18 protein-coding genes and 1 pseudogene are annotated in these 19,641 nt (G+C 57.8%); 7 read left to right on the top strand and 12 right to left on the bottom strand.

Going from position 1 to position 19,641, the window contains the following annotated elements; genetic code table 11:
• Nucleotides 1–3: 3 nt before the first annotated feature.
• Both ASD54_RS21050 and ASD54_RS21055 read right to left on the bottom strand, forming a co-directional pair.
• Nucleotides 4–783: an aldolase/citrate lyase family protein gene (locus ASD54_RS21050; protein ID WP_062556533.1), complete on the bottom strand. Its 780-nt coding sequence runs from the start codon at nucleotides 781–783 to the stop codon at nucleotides 4–6.
• A gap of 18 nt (nucleotides 784–801) precedes the next feature.
• Nucleotides 802–1,536 (bottom strand): GntR family transcriptional regulator, encoded by a 735-nt coding sequence (locus ASD54_RS21055; RefSeq protein WP_062556534.1) that lies wholly within the window; start codon nucleotides 1,534–1,536, stop codon nucleotides 802–804.
• 124 nt (nucleotides 1,537–1,660) lie between these two features.
• On the opposite strand from ASD54_RS21055, the gene araD reads away from it, so the two are divergent.
• Nucleotides 1,661–3,397, top strand: a complete 1,737-nt coding sequence (araD, locus tag ASD54_RS21060; protein WP_062556535.1) for an L-arabinonate dehydratase — start codon at nucleotides 1,661–1,663, stop codon at nucleotides 3,395–3,397.
• Between the two features lie 7 nt (nucleotides 3,398–3,404).
• Here the strand turns inward: araD and ASD54_RS21065 are convergent, their stop codons facing one another.
• Nucleotides 3,405–4,301: a LysR family transcriptional regulator gene (locus ASD54_RS21065; RefSeq protein ID WP_062556536.1), complete on the bottom strand. Its 897-nt coding sequence runs from the start codon at nucleotides 4,299–4,301 to the stop codon at nucleotides 3,405–3,407.
• 111 nt (nucleotides 4,302–4,412) lie between these two features.
• On the opposite strand from ASD54_RS21065, the gene ASD54_RS21070 reads away from it, so the two are divergent.
• The 6 genes from ASD54_RS21070 to ASD54_RS27000 all read left to right on the top strand — a co-directional run bounded on the left by ASD54_RS21070 (nucleotide 4,413) and on the right by ASD54_RS27000 (nucleotide 9,851).
• On the top strand, nucleotides 4,413–5,519 hold the full coding sequence (locus ASD54_RS21070) for a 4-oxalomesaconate tautomerase (RefSeq protein ID WP_062556537.1): 1,107 nt from the start codon (nucleotides 4,413–4,415) through the stop codon (nucleotides 5,517–5,519).
• Nucleotides 5,520–5,546: 27 nt separating this feature from the next.
• On the top strand, nucleotides 5,547–6,524 hold the full coding sequence (locus tag ASD54_RS21075) for a tripartite tricarboxylate transporter substrate binding protein (RefSeq protein WP_082547313.1): 978 nt from the start codon (nucleotides 5,547–5,549) through the stop codon (nucleotides 6,522–6,524).
• A gap of 1 nt (nucleotide 6,525) precedes the next feature.
• Nucleotides 6,526–7,044, top strand: coding sequence for a tripartite tricarboxylate transporter TctB family protein (locus ASD54_RS21080; protein ID WP_082547314.1), 519 nt, complete (start codon nucleotides 6,526–6,528; stop codon nucleotides 7,042–7,044).
• Between the two features lies 1 nt (nucleotide 7,045).
• The gene (locus tag ASD54_RS21085) at nucleotides 7,046–8,551 is read left to right on the top strand and encodes a tripartite tricarboxylate transporter permease (RefSeq protein ID WP_062556538.1); all 1,506 of its coding nucleotides are present in this window, start codon (nucleotides 7,046–7,048) and stop codon (nucleotides 8,549–8,551) included.
• 193 nt (nucleotides 8,552–8,744) lie between these two features.
• Nucleotides 8,745–9,638: a DMT family transporter gene (locus ASD54_RS21090; RefSeq protein WP_062556539.1), complete on the top strand. Its 894-nt coding sequence runs from the start codon at nucleotides 8,745–8,747 to the stop codon at nucleotides 9,636–9,638.
• Between the two features lie 51 nt (nucleotides 9,639–9,689).
• Complete coding sequence (locus ASD54_RS27000; protein ID WP_165131245.1) at nucleotides 9,690–9,851, top strand: hypothetical protein; 162 nt, start codon at nucleotides 9,690–9,692, stop codon at nucleotides 9,849–9,851.
• Between the two features lie 392 nt (nucleotides 9,852–10,243).
• Here the strand turns inward: ASD54_RS27000 and ASD54_RS21100 are convergent.
• The 9 genes and pseudogenes from ASD54_RS21100 to ASD54_RS21145 form a co-directional block, all read right to left on the bottom strand.
• Nucleotides 10,244–10,456, bottom strand: a pseudogene (locus ASD54_RS21100) (helix-turn-helix domain-containing protein); the annotation flags it as partial.
• 112 nt (nucleotides 10,457–10,568) lie between these two features.
• Complete coding sequence (locus tag ASD54_RS21105; RefSeq protein WP_200958476.1) at nucleotides 10,569–11,045, bottom strand: LysR family transcriptional regulator; 477 nt, start codon at nucleotides 11,043–11,045, stop codon at nucleotides 10,569–10,571.
• A gap of 138 nt (nucleotides 11,046–11,183) precedes the next feature.
• Nucleotides 11,184–11,429 (bottom strand): amidohydrolase family protein, encoded by a 246-nt coding sequence (locus ASD54_RS27530; RefSeq protein WP_348272048.1) that lies wholly within the window; start codon nucleotides 11,427–11,429, stop codon nucleotides 11,184–11,186.
• 785 nt (nucleotides 11,430–12,214) lie between these two features.
• Complete coding sequence (locus ASD54_RS21120) at nucleotides 12,215–14,719, bottom strand: ATP-binding cassette domain-containing protein (protein WP_062556896.1); 2,505 nt, start codon at nucleotides 14,717–14,719, stop codon at nucleotides 12,215–12,217.
• A gap of 75 nt (nucleotides 14,720–14,794) precedes the next feature.
• Nucleotides 14,795–15,862 (bottom strand): substrate-binding domain-containing protein, encoded by a 1,068-nt coding sequence (locus ASD54_RS21125; RefSeq protein ID WP_062556543.1) that lies wholly within the window; start codon nucleotides 15,860–15,862, stop codon nucleotides 14,795–14,797.
• Nucleotides 15,859–16,881 carry an ABC transporter permease gene (locus ASD54_RS21130; RefSeq protein WP_062556544.1) on the bottom strand — a complete coding sequence of 341 codons (1,023 nt, stop codon included), beginning with the start codon at nucleotides 16,879–16,881 and terminating at the stop codon, nucleotides 15,859–15,861. Before ASD54_RS21130 ends, ASD54_RS21125 begins: the two co-directional genes overlap by 4 nt.
• Before the next feature lie 306 nt (nucleotides 16,882–17,187).
• Complete coding sequence (locus tag ASD54_RS21135) at nucleotides 17,188–17,472, bottom strand: YciI family protein (RefSeq protein WP_062556545.1); 285 nt, start codon at nucleotides 17,470–17,472, stop codon at nucleotides 17,188–17,190.
• A gap of 207 nt (nucleotides 17,473–17,679) precedes the next feature.
• Nucleotides 17,680–18,744, bottom strand: a complete 1,065-nt coding sequence (locus ASD54_RS21140; protein ID WP_062556546.1) for a maleylacetate reductase — start codon at nucleotides 18,742–18,744, stop codon at nucleotides 17,680–17,682.
• Between the two features lie 17 nt (nucleotides 18,745–18,761).
• On the bottom strand, nucleotides 18,762–19,634 hold the full coding sequence (locus tag ASD54_RS21145) for an intradiol ring-cleavage dioxygenase (RefSeq protein ID WP_062556547.1): 873 nt from the start codon (nucleotides 19,632–19,634) through the stop codon (nucleotides 18,762–18,764).
• Nucleotides 19,635–19,641 lie beyond the last annotated feature (7 nt).

The following is a 19,641-nucleotide window of genomic DNA, read 5'->3' on the forward strand; positions in this document are numbered from 1 at the left end:
GGCTCAGATCTTTGCCGTCTTTCTGAATTCCTCCACGCTCGCACGTGCCGCCGCAGCGAGAAGCCGCACGTCGTTGCTGACGGTCAGCAGATCGAACTTCCAACCCGTCGCCTGGGCGGCATAGGATGCTGAGCCGCAATGCAAGGCGGCGCGAATTCCGGCGGCATGTGCGGCCTCCCGGATTTTCACGATGGCGTCGATCAGTTCCGGCTCGGTTCGATCGAAACCGGTGCGATAGGTCCGCCCCGTCAGAGCGAGCGCAAGGTCGGCCGGACCGATGTACAGCCCATCCAGTCCCGGCGTTGATGCGATTTCTTCCATATTGTCGAAGCCCTTGCGGGTTTCGATCATGGCGAAGCACAATACTTCCTCGTCTGCCCGCTCGCCATAATCGGTGCCTGCCGAAAAAACTGCGCGTGAAGGGCCGAAGCTGCGCACGCCTGTCGGCGGATAGCGAACGTAGGAAACCAATCTCTCAGCATCCTCTCGCGTTTCGATCATGGGGCAGATGATGCCATAGGCGCCAGCATCGAGAATACGCATGATTTCGACAGGGTCGAGCCAGGCCACTCTGGCCATTGGCACGACGCCAGAGGCACTCATGGCCTGCATCATTCCAAGGCTGGTCATGAAGTCTACCATGCCGTGCTGCATATCTATGGTCAGGCTGTCATAGCCCTGCGCCGCCATGACTTCGGCCGTGAATGGGCACGCGAACGAAAGCCACCCGTTGAGCACCGGTTGATCTGCCGCCCACAATTGCCTGATCCGGTTCGCGCGCATGTTACGCCTTTCTAACTCTCATGAATCCGCATTTTCAGAGGGAACGTGCCTGTCCTGTTCGGCCTCGTCCACAAGATAATCTGGAAATCGCGTGCGTATTTCGTGCACGATCGATAGCGTCCCAGAGAGATGTTCACGCAAGGCACTTACCGCTCCCTCGACGTCGGAACGCCTGACAGCCTGCGCAATTGCTTTGTGATCGCCGATCAGAGACTGCAGTTTTCCAGGCATAGGAAGATTCAAACGCCGCAGACGATCAAGGTGGACCGATTGCGCCCTCACAACATCCCACAGGCGGCTGATGCCGGTTTGCAGGTAAAGAACGCGGTGAAAAGCACGATCCAGGTCTTCGAACCGGCCATATGTCTCAGGTTCGGCAAATCGCTCCTGAAGCGCAATGAGTTCATCCAGTTGATCGGCGGTTGCCGTTGGGTTTTCGACTGTCAGACGCCGCAAGGCTTCGGCTTCGATCGATAGTCTCAGAAACTGGGCCTGCCGCGCGTGGCTGATATCGATTCGCGAAACACGCGTCGCATACTGCGGGAATATGTCGATCAATCCCTCTTCCTTCAGGCGCAGCAAGGCGTCTCGAACAGGTGTCTGGCTGACCGTGAATTCGTTCTGGAGCGTGTGTCTCGACACAGGCTGTCCCGGTTCCAGTTCCAGAGACAGAATGCGTTCCCGCAAGATATCGCGGATCTGCACCGCCACTTGGCGGGATCTGTCCAGCACCTGGTCTCGCATTGTTGCCATACTCCTCCTGTCGCCTGCCGGACTATAGATCGAAACAGAATTTGATGCACTGATGTTTTAGTGTATTAGTTCAAATGCGGGTGGGGTGGAGGATTCTTCCCGTGCGCAATCAGGAGGACTTGCCATGCGGGAACGGAAGAAGCCGGAAGATTTGAGGTCTGCACGCTGGTTTGCGCCAGATGATTTGCGCAGCTTCGGCCACCGCTCGCGCATGATGCAGCTTGGCTACGGTGAAGAAGACTTCGCCAATCGTCCTATCATTGGCGTCCTCAACACCTGGTCAGAACTCAACACCTGCCACGCGCACTTTCGCGAGCGTGTGCAGGATGTGAAGCGCGGTGTCCTTCAAGCCGGTGCATTTGCCGTCGAACTGCCATCCCTTTCGGTCGATGAAAGCTTCATCAAGCCGACCTCGATGCTCTATCGTAATCTGCTCGCCATAGAGACAGAGGAGATGATCCGCTGTCATCCGCTGGATGGTGTGGTGCTGATGGGCGGTTGCGACAAGACCACGCCCGGTCTGGTCATGGGCGCGATTTCTGCGGGCGTTCCAATGATCTATCTTCCGGCGGGGCCAATGCTGCGTGGCAACTATGCGGGCAAATCGCTTGGGTCCGGTTCCGATGCGTGGAAATATTGGGACGAGCGCCGTGCAGGCAATATTTCTGATGCGGAATGGCTCGGTATTCAGGGCGGTATCGCCCGCTCCGCCGGGACCTGCATGACGATGGGGACCGCCTCTACGATGACGGCGATAGCCGATGCCATGGGGCTTACACTGCCCGGCGCATCCTCGATTCCAGCGGTCGATTCTGAGCATCAGCGCATGTCGGCAGCGTGTGGGCGCCGGATCGTGGAGATGGTCTGGGAGGATCTGACGCCGGATCAAATCATAACGGAAGGCGCTTGCCGCAACGCCGCCGTCGTCGCCATGGCGACCGGCTGTTCCACCAATGCCGTCGTCCATCTCATCGCTATGGCGAGACGTGCAGGTATCAATCTCACGCTGGATGATCTGGACGCTCTGGGGCGCATAACCCCACTCATCGCCAATGTGAGGCCATCCGGCAAGGATTACCTGATGGAGGATTTCTATTACGCCGGTGGGCTGAGAGCGCTCATGAAGCAGATGGAAGATCGCCTCGATCTATCGGTGCTCACCGTTACCGGCAAGACGATGGGAGAGAACCTGCAAGGTGCAAAGGTCTATAATGCGGATGTGATCCGACCGCTCTCCAATCCTGTTTACGAGGAAGGGTCGCTCGCCGTACTGCGGGGCAATTTGTGCCCGGATGGCGCAGTCATCAAGCCTGCTGCATGTGATCCCAAATTCCATGTTCACCAGGGTCCGGCACTTGTTTTCGATAGCTATCCTGAGATGAAGAAGGCGGTGGACGACGAGAACCTGGATATTACGCCGGACCATGTCATGGTGCTGCGAAACGCCGGTCCGCATGGTGGTCCTGGCTTCCCGGAATGGGGCATGCTGCCGATTCCAAAGGCCCTGATCAAACAGGGGCATCGCGACATGCTTAGAATCTCGGATGCCAGAATGTCTGGTACATCCTATGGCGCTTGCGTTCTCCATGTTGCCCCGGAAAGCTATATCGGCGGGCCACTCGCGCTGTTGAAGACAGGAGATATCGTCCGGCTCGATCTTCCCAATCGCCGTCTTGATATGCTGGTGGACGAAGGCGAACTCGCCCGAAGGAGGGCGGCCTGGGTCGCGCCTGCGCCCCGGTTCGAACGCGGCTACGGCCACATTTTCCTCAAGCATGTCACGCAGGCCGATAAAGGTTGCGATTTCGATTTCCTGGAAACGGGTTTTGGCCGTTCGGCAGGCGAGCCTGAAATCTACTGAAGTCGAATCAGGCTGCCCACGTGCCCATCAACATGTTGAGGAATCGTTCTGCCGCCGGAGAGAGCGCGCCGCCACGCCTTCTTACAACGCCGATCGTACGGGAAATCTCCGGTTGCCCGATCGGCCGGGTGATCAGGAAGGGATGATCACCCTGCGGCGTTGCCATGCGTGGAAGAACCGAGATTCCAAGTCCCGCTTCGACGAGACCCAGGGACGTAGAGAGGTGGGTCACCTCATAAAACCATCTCAGCTTGATGTTTGAGCGCGCCAGCGCGGCATCCAAAAGCGTGCGGTTTCCGCTGGATCGGTGAACCGTGATGAGATGGTAGGGTTCCAGATCTCCCCAGCCGACCCGCTCCATTGAGGCGAGGGGATGCTCCTTGCGGGCAGCCAATACAAAGGGGTCCTCAACGATTCGATCAAAGGTAAGATCCGGATCTGAATTCCCCATGATGTTGATTCCAAATTCAACCTCGCCGCGAGCAACCGCTTGCAGCCCATCGGTTGCCGGAAGATCGAGGATGCGGAACCGAATGTTCGGATATTCTTCGTTGAACTGGCGAATGACTGTCGGCAGGAAGTAGAATGCTGCCGTCGGCAGACACGCGATGGTGACCAGTCCACCGCGATTGACCCCCGGATCCTTGATTGCAAAGAGAGAGCCATCAAACTCTTCCAGCATGCGGCGCACCAATGGAATGAACTGGTTACCCAGCGCGGTCGGCGCCACGTGCCGTGTCGTTCGCTCAAGCAGCGGGGCTCCAACCGCTTGTTCAAGTTTTTGAATTCGCCTGCTCAGCGCGGGCTGTGAAATGTTGAGCGTCTCAGCCGCCCGGTTGAAACTTCCCAGTTCAACCACGCCTAGAAACGACCGTAAATCCAGTATTTCGCAATTAATGTTCATTTTGCATCAATCTCCGAAATCTTCGCATTTCACATATCAATAGCAATTCCTGTAAACGAAATAAACAGGATTATTAATCCGCATATCACATAAGTTAGCGGAAGCGAAAGCATGAACGATCTCATATCGATTCCTTGCGTCCTCATGCGAGGCGGCACTTCCAAGGGGCCGTTCTTTCTTGCGAGCGATCTACCGTCAGACCCTGAGAAGCGTAATGCTTTGCTGCTCGAAATCATGGGATCAGGACATCCGCTGCAGATCGACGGGATTGGCGGCGGAAACTCGCTGAGCAGCAAGGTTGCAATTGTCGGTCCTTCAACGCATCCCGAGGCTGATGTCGATTACCTTTTCGCTCAGGTCAAGGTCCTGGAACAGAGCGTGGACACCGCTCCGAATTGCGGCAACATGCTATCTGCCGTAGGTCCTTTTGCACTCGAAGCCGGTTTGGTTCAGCCGACCGGAGACGAAACGCTCATTCGCGTTCACAATGTGAATACCGGCAAGCTGATTGATGCGCGTGTTTGCACGCCGGGCGGACGCGTGGTGTATTCCGGAGAAGCTTCGATTGACGGCGTTCCTGGAACCGCAGCTCCCGTCTATCTTGCATTCCGCAACGCAGTCGGCGCCAAAACGGGGAAGCTGCTTCCGTCTGGCAATGCAGTAGATCTGATCGGCGGATTTGAGACAACATTGATTGATGGCGCAACGCCTCTGGTTGTCTTGAAAGCTACAGATTTCGGTTTCACGGGATCAGAGCCTGCAGCCGCATTCGACGCTGATGACGCTTTCCTCAACATTCTGGAACGGGTCCGGATAGAAGCGGGTCGGCTGATGGGTCTTGGCGATGTCAGAGCATCGGTCTTGCCCAAGCCGGTTCTTATTGGCTCTCCAAAGCATGGCGGCGATCTCGCCGTCAGGTACTTCACCCCTGCCAACTGCCATGCAGCTTTGGCAACGACGGGGGCCGTCACACTCGGACTGGGTGCGACGATCCCGAACAGCCTCATTTCCCAGCACCTGCTTCAGGCAAGTCTGCCCCGAACGCTGCGTTGGGAGCATCCTACGGGCGAACTCAGCGTCCGCGTCGAGATGGCACCCGGTGACAACATTCCGACGGTGTCCGTCATGCGGACATCGCGACGACTTTTCGAAGGCGCGGCACTCGTTCGCGCCGCTCATGACAATGCACATTCAGTTTACGGCAACACATCTGTTTAACTACACTACTCTGTGGGAGGAGACATCATGTCCATGAAACTTACACGTCGTTCCGCTCTTGCCCTTGGCGGAGCTCTGCTCTCCATGTCAATGGCAGGTTCTTCGCTTGCGGCGGACTATCCATCAAAGCCAATCACTCTTGTCGTGTCCTATGCTGCGGGCGGCGGCACTGACGCGATCGCCCGAGTTTTCGCCGCAAGGCTCGAAAAAGCTCTGGGCGGTCGCGTCATCGTGGACAACCGTCCGGGTGCAGCAGCAAACCTGGGCACGGAAGTGGTCGCAAACTCTGCACCAGACGGATATACGCTGTTGATCGGCAACCAGGGTCCGATGGCGGTGAACCCGCACATCTTCAAGCTGAAGGCTGATCCGGCCGAAAAGCTGGAGCCGATCGCGATGATCGCTGATGCCTCGCTGGTCGTAGTCACCGGACCACGCGTCCAGGCCAAGACGCTCAAGGACCTAATCGAACTGGCGAAGACCAAGCAACTGGTCTACGGCTCAGCTGGCAATGCATCCGCCAGCCATCTGGGCGCGCTGCTGTTCGGCCAGACCGCCAAAATCAATATCAAACACGTGCCTTACAAGGGCGCTGGTCCGGCGGTGAACGACCTTGTTGGTGGCCATATCGATTTTATGGTGACGACAATTCCGTCTGCAATCGGGCTTATTCAGGACAAGACACTCAACGCGCTGGCTGTAACAGGCGAAAAGCGTTTCGAATCGCTGACAGACGTTCCGACCGCCATTGAGGCTGGTCTTCCCGGCTACACGGCCTCTGCGTGGTATGGCCTGGTTGGACCGAAGGGACTTCCCGCCGACGTCAAGGCAAAGCTGACTGCCGCAACGGCTGAAACCTTGAGCGACCCTTCCGTCCTTGAGAAGCTGAAAAACGATGGCGCTACGCCCTCGAAGGTCGCTGGCGATGCTTTCGGCGCCTTTATGGCTCAGGAGCGGGCGCGCTGGGGCGAAGTCGTGAAAACTGCGGATATCAAGGTCGAGTAGGATGCAGGACAATAACATCGCAACTGACGCCGAGCCCCGTTCGGGGCTCGGGAAGGAAAGAGTTGCAGGACTGGTCCTGGTCGTGTTCGGAGCAATTGCTCTTTGGGCGGGTGCCGAACTGCCGTTTATGACCAGTAGCGGAGTGGGCTCTGGGCTATTGCCTCGGATCCTCGCGCTTCTGATCATCGTGCTTGGCGCCCTGCAACTTCTGCTTTCCTGGAAGAACCCCGGGGAATCAACGGGCCATTGGGCCATCAAGGAAATGGTCCCCGTGGTTCTGGCTGTCATCGCTTTCGCAGTGACGATCCGTGGCTACCATCTCGGGCCCGTGACGATCCCGGCGCTAGGACTGGCGGTAGCGACACCGCTCTCCATCATCGTTTCAGGCCTCGCGGCCAAAGACACAAAACCGCTTGAGCTCATTGTGTTTGCCGTCGTTCTCAGTGCGATCTGCATAGGTCTCTTCCGCTACGCGCTCGGCCTGTCGCTGCCCGTGGCTCCCTGGTTGATAGGATACTGATATGTTCGACTTCGTCAGCAATCTCGGGCTCGGCCTTTCGGTCGCGCTCACGCTCCAGAATGTCGCTCTCTGCTTTCTGGGATGCCTGATCGGTACACTGGTCGGCGTTCTTCCCGGGGTCGGACCTGTCGCGACCATCGCGATTCTGCTGCCTGTCACCTTGTCGCTGGATCCGACCGGCTCCTTGATCATGCTGGCGGGCATTTATTATGGGGCCCAGTACGGTGGCTCTACGACTGCAATTCTCGTCAATATTCCTGGTGAGGCGACGGCTGTCGTGACGGCCATCGATGGTCACAAGATGGCGCAGAACGGTCAGGCAGGACTTGCGCTAGGACTTGCAGCCATCGGCTCGTTCATTGCTGGAACGATTGCCACTATCATCATCGCCGCACTCGGTGGACCGATGACCAGGATGGGTCTGCTGTTTGGCCCTGCGGAATATTTCTCGTTGATGATCATGGGGTTGGTGCTGGCCGTTGTTCTGGCTCGAGGATCGCTCGTCAAGGCAATCTCCATGATTGTGGTTGGCGTTCTTTTGTCCTGCGTCGGCTCGGACATGGAGACTGGCCGCGAACGCGGGACCTTCGATCTTGAGATGCTACAGGACGGGATCGAATTCGTCGTGTTGGCCATGGGCGTGTTTGGTTTTGGCGAAATCTTCAAGAATCTGGCCGATCCGGAGGCACGTGATGTCGTGCGCAGCAAGATCGGTCGCCTCTGGCCCACATTCAAGGAATTGCGTGAAAATCTGCCGCCCATCCTGCGTGGTACCGCGCTTGGCTCTATTCTCGGCGTGCTTCCCGGCAACGGTGCGATCCTGGGTCCATTCGCAAGCTATGCTGTCGAAAAGCGCATTTCGAAGCGTCCGCAGGATTTCGGCAATGGCGCGCCTGCCGCAGTTGCGGGTCCTGAATCGGCCAACAATGCCGGAGCTCAGACGTCATTCATTCCGCTCTTGACACTGGGACTGCCTCCGAACGCGGTCATGGCACTGATGGTCGGCGCAATGATGATCCAAGGCATCGTTCCAGGACCGCAGGTCATCGAGCGCAGTCCCGAACTGTTCTGGGGACTGGTGGCATCCATGTGGATCGGCAATCTGATGCTTGTCATCATCAACCTGCCGCTGATCGGGCTCTGGGTGAAGCTGCTTCGCGTACCCTATCGCCTTCTGTTTCCGGCAATCGTCTGCTTCTGCTGTATCGGGCTTTATTCGATCTCATCCGATCCGGCACAGGTCATGCTCGCAGCACTATTTGGCTTCGTCGGTTACGCGCTGCACAAGCTGGACTTTGAGGCCGCCCCTCTGGCTCTGGGCTTCGTGCTCGGTCGCCTTCTCGAAGAAAAGCTGCGCCAGGCTCTGATCATTTCGGATGGGAACCCGCTTACCTTCGTACAGTCGCCATTGTCGGCTCTGTTGCTGGCCATCGGTGTGATTGCGCTTGTCATAGCGGTCAGCCCTTCAATGCAGAAGAACCGCGAGGACGTTTTCAAGGAAGCATGATTGCTCTTCCTCCCAAGGAGAGGCCGTCCTCGGAAGAGGGCGGCCTGATTTCGTTCAGGCTTGCTGTGCCGTGCCGCCTGAAAATTCGCGCTTTCTGATATATTATCGTTGCGCGCACGGTTGCCAGATGCGAGGGTAAGTTTCGCCGACTGGTTTTGCCAGCCTTCTGCTTGCCAACCTCCGCATTCCGATCATGAAATCTACGCCACTCGGCTATAGCTTTACCTTTCTTGCGTTTTCCGTTTTCGCCATTCAGGACGGTCTATCGAAGCATCTTGGGCTGACCCATTCACCAATTCAGGTCGCAATGGTACGCTACTGGGCGTTTGTTGCCTTTGCGATTGTCATTGCGATGCAATCGGAGGGTGGGCTGCGTCGCGCTGTCCGAACCAGCTATCCAGTGCTTCAGGTCTGTCGGGGGCTTCTGCTTTTCCTTCAGATCCTTCTCTCGATCGTCGCATTCACCAAAGTAGGACTTGCACAATCACAGGCCATATTCGCTGCCGGCCCCATATTCGTGGCGCTGCTATCAATGCCGATCCTTGGGGAGCGGGTAGGGTGGCGCCGTTGGACCGCCATTCTGATCGGTCTCGTCGGTGTTCTCCTCATGCTCTGGCCAAGTGGCGGTGAGTTCAACGTCTACATCGCCTTGCCGCTATTATGTGCCATTTTTGGTGCAATCTATGGTCTCTTCACCAGGCTGGTCAGCAGGGAAGATCCTCCATCAACGAGCTTTCTGTATCTGACGCTGGTTGGCTTCGTCGGTGCAAATCTCCTCGGTCCATTTTACTGGGTACCGTTCACCGGCTGGGATTGGGCGCTGATGATCGGACTTTGCTGTACAGGCATCATTGGCCATTTTTCGCTGATCAAGGCCTACGACAATCTCGATGCCGTACTGGTCCAGCCGATTTCCTACTGGCAACTTGTCGTGGGTGCGGTCATCGCCTCAACGATCTTCGGCGAAATCCTCCGCTGGAATACAGTACTTGGATCGGTCATCGTGATTGGAGCAGGGCTCTTTACCGTCTGGCGCGAATATGTTGTCTCCAGGCGTGAGCGCTTCAGGTCCGCTGACCATACTTGAGGAACTTTGGAAGTCCATGACGGTTCGATAGAAAATCAACCGGAGATCATTATGGCTGACAAAGATAAGGTCGAGGCGGACGCCGCCGGACAATTCGCAAAATCGCAAGCGGATCGAAAGGCGTCAGGTGTTGCCAGCGCAAAACCTACCGTGATTACAGGCTCTGAGGACGCCACAAAGCACAAGCTGCCACCCGAACCGAAGCCGCGGTAGATCGGCCTTTGGGAATCCGACGGTAGCTTCGAGAGGTCTATATGCCGTGCTACACATAATGTGGCGGATGAGTTGAAATGTCCGCTGGTTTGCAAAGTAGAAATGTCCGACTACTCGCCATACAGCCACCGTTCAGCCCCGATCTGGGCGGCAGATCCGCTTGCAAGATCAGATCGGGGCGGGTGGGCGCACCTCTTCGGCTTTAGCTTTGAGACGCCTTACTCGGCAACCCGTTGCCGCAACAGCGCTTTCTCCCGCCGTGCAATCACGGCCGGATCGCTCATGAATTCCTTCCGCCGGCCCGGCCCGCGAGCACGTTTAACGTAGCCGTTCTTCTCGCTGTTGCTCTTCACCTTCGGCTTGTCCTGGCGCTCCTTGATATAGGCCAGAACATTCCCGAGCCGGTTGTTCGACGTCTGGCCAATCGCCTTGTGCCGGATCGACGCCGCGCCGCCAGTCCGCATCCGTTGCGGAAGCCGACGCACCTGGCGCTCACTCAGGCCGAGAACATGTGCCGCCGACACCATCGTCATCCGACCGCCGATAACCTTCGATAAAACCTCGATCCGCTGCAGATCTCGCTCGCTCATCGCTATCAACCCCATCCGCTTGTCTCTGCGCTATCAAACGCGGGGAGTGTGACACTTTAACTTTGCAGAAACAGGACATTCTAACTTTGCGGCTACACATAAAAGTTGGATAAGCGTTATTATGGAACTAAGACGAGGCTGAATAATGAAGTCCGGCCATTGCGGCGCCATCAAGCGCCTGAGGCGTCGACTTCAAACGCCGTGAAGTCGGGTGTCGCATCAATGCGGATGTTCCAGTCTTCATTCTCGGCGGCGAATGCGCCGACTCGGGGCCCCAGCCAGCGCACCCCGAAACTGGGGCTGACGCGAATGACGAAATTGCGCCGGTCCCGCTGAAAGGAAACGGCAGCAGGCCAGAACGGGCATTGCGTATGGCGCTGAAGGCTTGGGTAGTAGTCTGGAACAGGCGGTCGCCGTCGAGCGTCAGGACCAGGCGACCTTTCTCGCGACGGAACAGCTTAACGCCAAGTTGCGCCTCAAGGAGGGAAAGCTGTTGGCTCACCGCCGAGGGTGAGATGCCAAGTTCTTCGGCCGCCTTGGTCACGCTGCTCAAGCGGGCAACGGCTTCAAAGTATTCGGTCGCTTTGAGATTGAGATCACGCATGCGCGAACCTTAGACGAAGGCTTTCCGGCATACCACTGCTCGAACGGCTGAAAAGAGAAAGGCAGCCCCAGACGGTTGCCGCCTGTCGAATTGACCTTGGGAGATTATAGTCATCCGCTGATTTAGCGTTCAGAGCCGTTAGAACTTTTCCACATTGTTTTGGAAAAGCTTCATGCGATCCTCTAGCAGATAGCTTGAAGTAATCTCCTTGAAAGCATTGAAGATGGTGTTGTACGAGGAGAAGAGTTTGTCGAGAGGAAAGTTCGACGCAAACATGCAGCAATCCACGCCGAAGATCTCGATGGGCGACTCTTCATAGGGACGGATTGATCCCGTCGTCCTGGTGAAGTCCCGCACACCAAATCCGTAAATCTTGCAGGCCACGTTCGGCGCCTCAAAAGGCTTTTGCATACTCTTGCGACAGAACTCGAAATGCTCCAGACCATTGACCTGCATACCGGTGATTAAGGATGATCTGCGTGTCGGGGAAATCGCACGCCAGCTCGTAGGCTCTTACATCTGCCAGTAATAGAGTTGCAGATCGCAGGAGAGGTTGTACTTCACCGTTCCTTAAAACCGCGGCGCCATTCCGGGGTGCGGCTGACCTCGGGTCTGTCCAGTTAGGTCTTTGCGGGGTCGGCATGAGAATTCATCAATTGCCGCATGCCGCGGAAGTTCTTGAACTGCATGTGTCCGTCCAGAAAGTCGGCCACATCAGCTGGAAATCCGCATACCCGACGATTCCATGAGGAAAGCCGCACCTATCGGCGATCGCCTGCAGCCATCGCGTCTCGCCCACCGGATCCTTCGGATCGCAACCAACGTCGAGATGCACGGATTTGACCAGGCTCTGGTTCTTCGCATCCCTAACGAGCTTGAAGATCCTTTCCTGCATCTAGCAGCGTTGCCGACCGGCAGAAGGCTATTTCTAGAGCCAGTTGTCAAATCAATCCCGCTCCCTCTATGGCCACAATATGGGTGACATCAGTGCTGCGGAGCGGCAGCGGCTAACCAATATCAAGCAATACGGTTTCTATGGATCACCTATGGCGGAGGCATCCTGTCTCCTCGGCCACAAATGACTCCGGACAGCTTGAGCCACAATCCCGAAGCTTCAGAAGATCCAGATCTCCTCACAGAGGCGCGTATGATGACGCTCTGCCGGGCCTTCAACCTGGAGACCGGCGTCGCGTCAAGGCATAGATCAAGGCGGCTGACACGATCAGAATGCCCTGGAACAGATACTGGTAGGTCTGCGACAGGCCGAGGAATGTCACGGCATTCAACACTTCAGTCAGCAGAATGGCGCCAAGCACGGAACCAATGAATGTGCCGCGCCCACCCGCAAGGCTCGTTCCGCCAAGAACGACTGCGGTGATGCTGGCCAGCGTATAGCTGACGCCCTGCCGCGGATCGCCAACGCCAATCTGTGTCATCAGCATGATGGCGCCGAGAGCAGTCAACAAGGAGCAAGCAATGTAGCCGCCGACGAATGTCGCGTTGACCGGTGTGCCGATCCGGCGGGCTGTCGCCTCGTTCGATCCGACTGCGCGTAGCCGCCAGCCGACACGTGTCGCGCGCAGGCAGTATTCAGCAAAGCATGCCAGAGTGATCAGAACGAGAAAAGCGACCGGGAATGGTCCCCATTGCCAGTTGATCCATTCGGAAACGGTCGTATTGATGTACCCGTCCGGATTATCGCGCAGAAGAAAGCTGCATCCCTGGATCGCTATATACATCGAAAGCGTTGCTGCAATCGGCGTGAAATTCCCGAACCGGATCAAGATGCCGTTGACCAAACCGACCGCAACGGCCCCCGAAAGCATGAGTGCGAAGCCCGCGATGATCATGGGCGCCGACTGCCCGTCATTGACAAAGAAGGATGCGCAGACCACAAGGAAACCGGCAAGCGGACCGACCGACAGATCAATTCCGCCCATCAGAAGCGCGATCGTCTGGCCGAGCGCGATGAAGCCGAGTGCGGTCGCAAGCAGCAAAATGTTGTAGACATTGTAGGCCGACAGAAAGTTTTCATTCTGGCCGTAGACGTAAAGTCCAAGCAGGGCGATGACGATTGCCAGTGGCACGGCCGGGGCATTATCCGACTGCAGGAACTGCCGCAAGCCACCGAAACCGCTTGGTTTTTCCGAAATGGCGTGGCCACCATGCGTATCTGCCTGAACGGCTGCCGCTACAATGGTCTCCTCCGTCACGTCATCGCCGGTCAATGTTGCAACGACATGGCCACGCGACAGAACAATGACCTTGTCGCACAGCCCCTCGAGTTCAACGGCATCGGATGAGTTGACCACGACAGGCGTCCCGGACGCCGCGACCGACCGCAGAATACGGTAGATCTCGAAACGCGCACCGACATCCACGCCTTGCGTGGGTTCATCGGCGATGATCAATCCCGGCTGCGACAGCATGGCACGCGCCATCACGACCTTCTGTTGATTGCCGCCCGAAAGCGACAGGATCGGCGCGTCAAGGCCCGGGGTCTTTACAGCCAGTTCCGAAAAGATCGACCGGACGCCTTCGAGTTCGCGTCGATGGCTGACGATGCCTGCGCTGGCGAACTTGTCGAGCGCCGAAAACGTCGCATTTTCTCGCACGGTCAGTCCGCTGGCAATTCCTTCCAGATGCCGGTCGGACGGCATGAAGGCCGCAGCCTCCAGCAGTGTTTTCTGATCCAGGGCGCCGCCCTGCAGCCGGATGTGCCCCTCGGCAGGATCAAGGCCGGCCAATACGCGCATCAACTCCGGTTGCCCATTGCCGGCTACGCCTGCAATGCCGAGGATCTGGCCGCGCGCAACGTCAAAGCTGACTCCATGCAGTCCATCGGCGCGCAGCCCTTCCACCGAAAAGGCGACCGTCTGCGCACCGATGGCATCCTTGGGAGGAAAGGCGGCGTCAAGAGTACGCCCGATGATCATCTTCACGAGGTCAGCATCGCTGATCTCCCTGACACGGGCGGCACCACGAACACATCCGTCGCGCAGAACGGTGACCCGGTCTGCAATCTGGCGAAGCTCTGCCAGACGGTGCGTGATGTAGATGACCGAGGTGCCGGACCGGGTGACCTCGCGCACACGATCAAACAGCATATCGGTCGATTCTTGATCGAGCGAGGCCGTCGGCTCATCGAGGATCAACACCTTGGGTTTCAGAGCCAGCGCCTTGGCGATTTCCAGAAGGTGCTTCTGGGCAACGGTCAGGTCGTCACCGCGCAGCCCAAGCGGCAGGTCGAGCCCGACGAGATCGAGCATTTCCTTTGCGATGACCTGGGCGGGCCGTCCTTCGAATAGCGCCGAAGGGAGGGCTACACGCAGATTTTCAAGCACGGTCAGATCGCCGAGGATCGCCGGATGCTGGAAGCAGATCGCGATGCCCAGAGAGGCCGCCAGATCCGGCGTCATCCGGTTCACGGGCCTGCCTTCGAAGATGATCTCGCCTGCGCTGGGTGGAAACGTTCCGGAAATGATGTTCATCAGGGTGGATTTGCCAGCACCATTTTCACCCAGAATGGCGTGCACCTCGCCGACCTCGAAAGCGACGCTGACATCTGTAAGGGCTTTAACGGCAGAGAAGTTCTTGCTGATGCCGTTCAGCTCAATAGTAATGCCGCGTGCGGTCGACGCAGTGGTTTTGATCGCTACATTGGGGGCTGCCATGTCTTCCATTCCATTCGATCGGCGGCTGGCCCGGCAGAGATCTGCCGGGCATTGCTGGTCACGAGATATGTGGTCTTACTGGCCTACGGCCTTGGCCTGTGCTTCGGCCGGAAGGGCCGAGGACAGGTAGATGGATCCCGGCAGATCCTTCCGGCACTGAACCGGATTAGGCTTTCCAGATACGGAATCTTCAAACGCCGCAGCCTTGAAAATCTCTTCCGACGGCTTCTGTCCCCCGGTTGCAAGTGCAATTGCCCACTGGACGGCAAGACGCACATTGTCGTTTCCGGTCGCGACGGTGAACAGCTTGAAATCAGGATTGGCAGCATGGTTTTCCTGCCAGAAGCAGCCGAGAGAGTTTCCGTCAGACGTGGCAATTGCCGGAATGGACTTGCCCTGCTTCGTGAACTGCGGCAGCGCACCGACCAGTGACGGTCCGAAATCCGAAACAATCACATCGATCTTGGCATTCTTGGCAATCTCGGCGGTCAGGACCTTCTGCGTCAGCGCAGGATCCCAGTTGGTGACCGCGAAGGGCTCGGGATTCACGAACTTGTATTCCGGGCCAAGGACTTTCTTCATGCCCTTCAACTCATCGATACCCTGGCTATTGCCCGCAGGACCGCTGAGGAAGAGAATGTTGCCGCCGTTGGGCAGGATCCCCTTGATCCACTTGCCCCAGGTCTCGCCGTCATTTTCGAAGGATGATCCGATGAACTTCGAATAATTGGTGCCTTCCTTGCCACCGACATTGACGCGGTAAGGCACGACGATCTTGCCCGACTTGTAGACGCTGGTCAGGGTTGGCAGCACGGCCGGCCCGGTATCGCCGAACACAACCAGCGCATCGAGGCCCTTTGCGGCCATGCTCTTGATATCCGAAATGGATTTCTGCGTATCGCCCTGCCCGTCAGCATATTCATATTTTGTAATGCTGGGGCAAAGTTCCACCGTCTGCTTGCCGGATGCGGTCGTCACCTGGCGCCAGCTATTGCCACCATAGCCATCCAGCAGGGCGAGCGTGGCCTTCTTCGGGCCGCACCATGACGGCACTTCCGCCCGGGCACTATTGACGCCATACAGCGAGACGAGAGTTGTCGTGACCGACACGGTCAGCGCCTTGATCAGGGTCGTATTTCTCATTTCTTCTCCTCCACTCTTCTGAGACCTGCCGGTTTGTTGGCGCCGGGTCGCCACTTGATCGAATAGACTGCGATGCCGAACCCAAGGGCCAGCGCCTGGATGATCGTCTGGGCCGAAAACGGCACGCCGATTGCGAGTGCGAACTGGCTCAGCTGATTGAGAAAGAATGCAGCCAGAACCGTCGAAACAGGGAAGCCGCGACCACCCAGAAGGGACGTTCCGCCAAGCACGACGACAGCGACCGATGGCAGCAGAAGACTGTCGCCCTGGAAGGCCGTCGGCTCGCGGGTGATGCCGGCAATCAGCACTCCGGCGAGCCCATAGAGCACCTGTGCCAGCACATAGGCCATCGACCGGTACAGTCGCACCTTCAGACCTGCCGCCTGACCGGCGAGAGGGTTCGCACCGACGGCCTCGAAGCGGCGACCTAAGACCGTCTTCTTCAGGATGAACGAGACGAGTCCCATTGCGCCGAGGGCAAAGAAGACTGCATTGGGCAGACCAAAGCTCGATCCGCCTGCGATCTCTGCAAGAAGCGGCGTGGTGATCGAGGGAACACCGCCGGATACTGCAAACACGGCTCCGTAAAGCAGTGCATTGGTTCCGATTGTCGCAATGATGGAATTCAGCCGGAAAATCGAAACCAGTACGCCATTCACAATGCCCGCCGACAGTGTGAAGCCGAGGACGATCAGAATGGCGACCGGCAGCAGACCGTCCTGCTGCTGCGGGAAATGCGTCGTCACCACAACCGCCAGCGACACGGCGCCGGGAAGCGACAGATCAAACCCGCCCTGCTGCACGACCAGGAGTTGGCCGAGACCGACGATGGCAATGATGGCCGCGAAAGGCAAACTACCGGACAAGGCACCCCAGGAGACACTTGACGGGGCGTAGAGGGCGCAAGCAACCAGAAGGACCATCGTCGACAGAAGAACTGTCAGGAAGCTACGCGCGAAGGCAGGCTTCTGCGCGATTATCTGGGAATGACCGGGAGCTGGGGCGGATGCGTGTGCCATCAAAATTGCGTCTTTCCTGCTCGATACGATGCGCATGGCCGAGGGTTCGCGGCTACGCACGCCACGACTGCCCTGCCGGGCAATTGAAACTGATCGTGAATTGGCGTCTTCACCTGCCGCGACGAATGATGCCCGTGCGGCAAGTCGCAGCCTTTAAGCCTTGACGAAGACCCGGCAAAAGCGAGCCAATTGGGCGGCTGCCGGTCGGCTGACCATTGGAGATCTGTCCACTGAATATCTGACGCGTGTCTGGCACATATGTCTCTCTCCCCAAAAACATCCTTGCGGTCGTCGTCTGCCGGGAAATCAGTCCCGATTGCTGATTGTGGGCCGCCATTCGTAGATGCTGACACTGCTGTAGACGCCGTGCATGACAAACGGATCCCGCTCGCTGAACTGTCGCATCTCATCCATGGACCCGACCGATGCCACGACGACACCGCCGCAGTATACGCCTGAGGCATCGTTGATGGGACCGGACTGAAGGATGCTGACGTGACCTGAACGCAGATGCGCCTTGTGTTCATCTACCAGGGCATTGCGCTCGTCGGCCTTGGCCGGGTCGCTCAGTGCGAAGCGAATAGCAAGCATGGCATCATTCTCCTCACCACCTTCTGGTTGTCCGGCATCTCCCTCCAGAGATCATTCCGGCTACCATTTCTAGGATGCTAGACCGGAGGCATCCTCAAAAAAACAACGGAAATATCCGTTATGGATTTCTTTCCCCGTCGCGCTGCACCAAGCAGAAATCCCATGACCCCTGCCTCCGGCAAACAGTCATTCAATCTCCTGCCTCTCCTATGAACCCGCCGGAGCCTCACCCCGGAACGCGCGCGTCAGGAGGTCTGCAAGTGCCTGACTTTCCAGGGGTCTAGGATTGGCATAGGCATTGGACATTGCCTGGCTCACCGCCGCCTCGATGCCGTTCTCGGGCATTCCAAGATCCCTGAGCGCCATCGTGGCACCGAGGTTTCGCGCCAGATCGAACAGGCCAATTGCGGGATCGGGAACACCAAGCGCCAAGGACAGCTGTTGCATCGCTTCCGGTGCCGCAGCCGCATTGTAGGCAACGGCATGGGGCAGTACCGCTGTGTGCATCGGCGCATGCGGCAGGTTGAACATGCCCCCAAGCGTATGACAAAGCTTGTGATGAAGCGCCATTCCGACAGAGCCCAGACAGACGCCGCAAATCCAGGCACCGTACAGCGCATCCCCCCTCGCCTGCCTATCCTGCGGGTCGGCGTGAATGGTGGGAAGTGCGCGTGCGAGCGCAGCAATGCCGTCGCGCGCCATCAGCGAGATGACCGGATTTGCTTCAGTCGCGTAGAGTGCTTCCACGGCATGCGCCATGGCATTGATACCGCTGGTAACCGACAGCGACACCGGCAGGGTCAAGGTCAGGTCAACATCGTAAACGATTACCTCGGGCAGAATGCGTGCATCAGACTTCGTTGTCTTGCGACCATTCTCCGTTTCGCCAAGGATGGGTGTTGCCTCCGAGCCGGCATAGGTCGTCGGCACGACGATCTGAGGCAGGTCGGTGCGAAAGGCGATGGCCTTTCCGAGGCCGGTCGTCGAACCGCCGCCGACCGACAGAACAGCATCAGCCTTGAGGTCGCTCGCCACGGTCATCGCCTCTTGCGTAACCTGTACGGGCGTGTGCATGGTTGCACCGGCAAAAGTGCCCGCAGCCCGCTCTCCAAGATTCGCCGCGATGTGTTCGGCAAGTTCTTTTTGTTCCGGGGTCGAGAGAACAAGCACTCTTTGCGCATTCAAGCGCGCTGCCTCGTCACCAAGGCTTGCAATCGTGCCGCTGCCAAAAATGACCCTTGCAGGATTGGCTGTATAGACGAATGTGCGCATGGCGGCTCCTCCTATGCTCACGCGCTCGGGACGAGCACAAAATCGAAGTCCGAGCGCCAGAGCGTCTCTTCACCCTCCAGCCGGGCAAAGGGCGCGACCAGGGTACGCTTGACGCCAAAGACGGCGTCGGATTCGAGATAGGTATCGCCGCCGACGAAGGTGTGGGTCACCAGTTTTTCGAAGCCTTCTGCGCGGATCATGTAGTGCATGTGCGCGGGACGATAGGGGTGGCGATCGAGCCCTTTCAACATCTGACCGACGGGACCATCGTCGGGGATCGGATAGGAAACCGGTTTGATGCCGATGAAGCTGTAGCGGCCATCCTCGCCGGTGATGAAGACACCGCGATTGTTCCACTTCGGCTGAATATCCGGCTGCTGAACGTCGTAATATCCATCCGCATTGTCCGACCAGACATCGATGCGTGCGCCTGAAACGGGATTGCCCTCCAAGTTCAGCACGCGGCCAATAAACAGGCAGCTTTCGCCTTTCCCATCGAGAGAAATCCGGTCTCCCATTGCACGGACAGGGCAGCCCTCGACGTGAAACGGGCCGAAGACCGTGTTTTCAGTTGCTCCTTGCGGGCGCCGGTTGTTGATCGCGTCGACCAGCATGGAAAGCCCGAGCGTGTCGGAGAGGAGGATAAACTCCTGTCGCTCCGCCGAACAGATCTGGCCCGTCCGCGTCAGGAAATCGATGGCTGTGCCCCACTCCTCCTGCGTCAGTTCCACCTCGCGGGCGAAACTGTGCAGGTGCCTCACGAGACTTGCCATGACGGTGGCAAGCCGCGGATGGGCATTGGCTCCGGTCCGGCCATTGACCACATCCACCGAGCTTTCCTCTGTGAAGTAGCTAGTGGCGTCTATCTGTTCTTGATGGTCCGAGCTCATCCGCGGC

The sequence above is a fragment of the Rhizobium sp. Root149 genome (assembly GCF_001427345.1).
Lineage (GTDB): Bacteria > Pseudomonadota > Alphaproteobacteria > Rhizobiales > Rhizobiaceae > Neorhizobium > Neorhizobium rhizoryzae.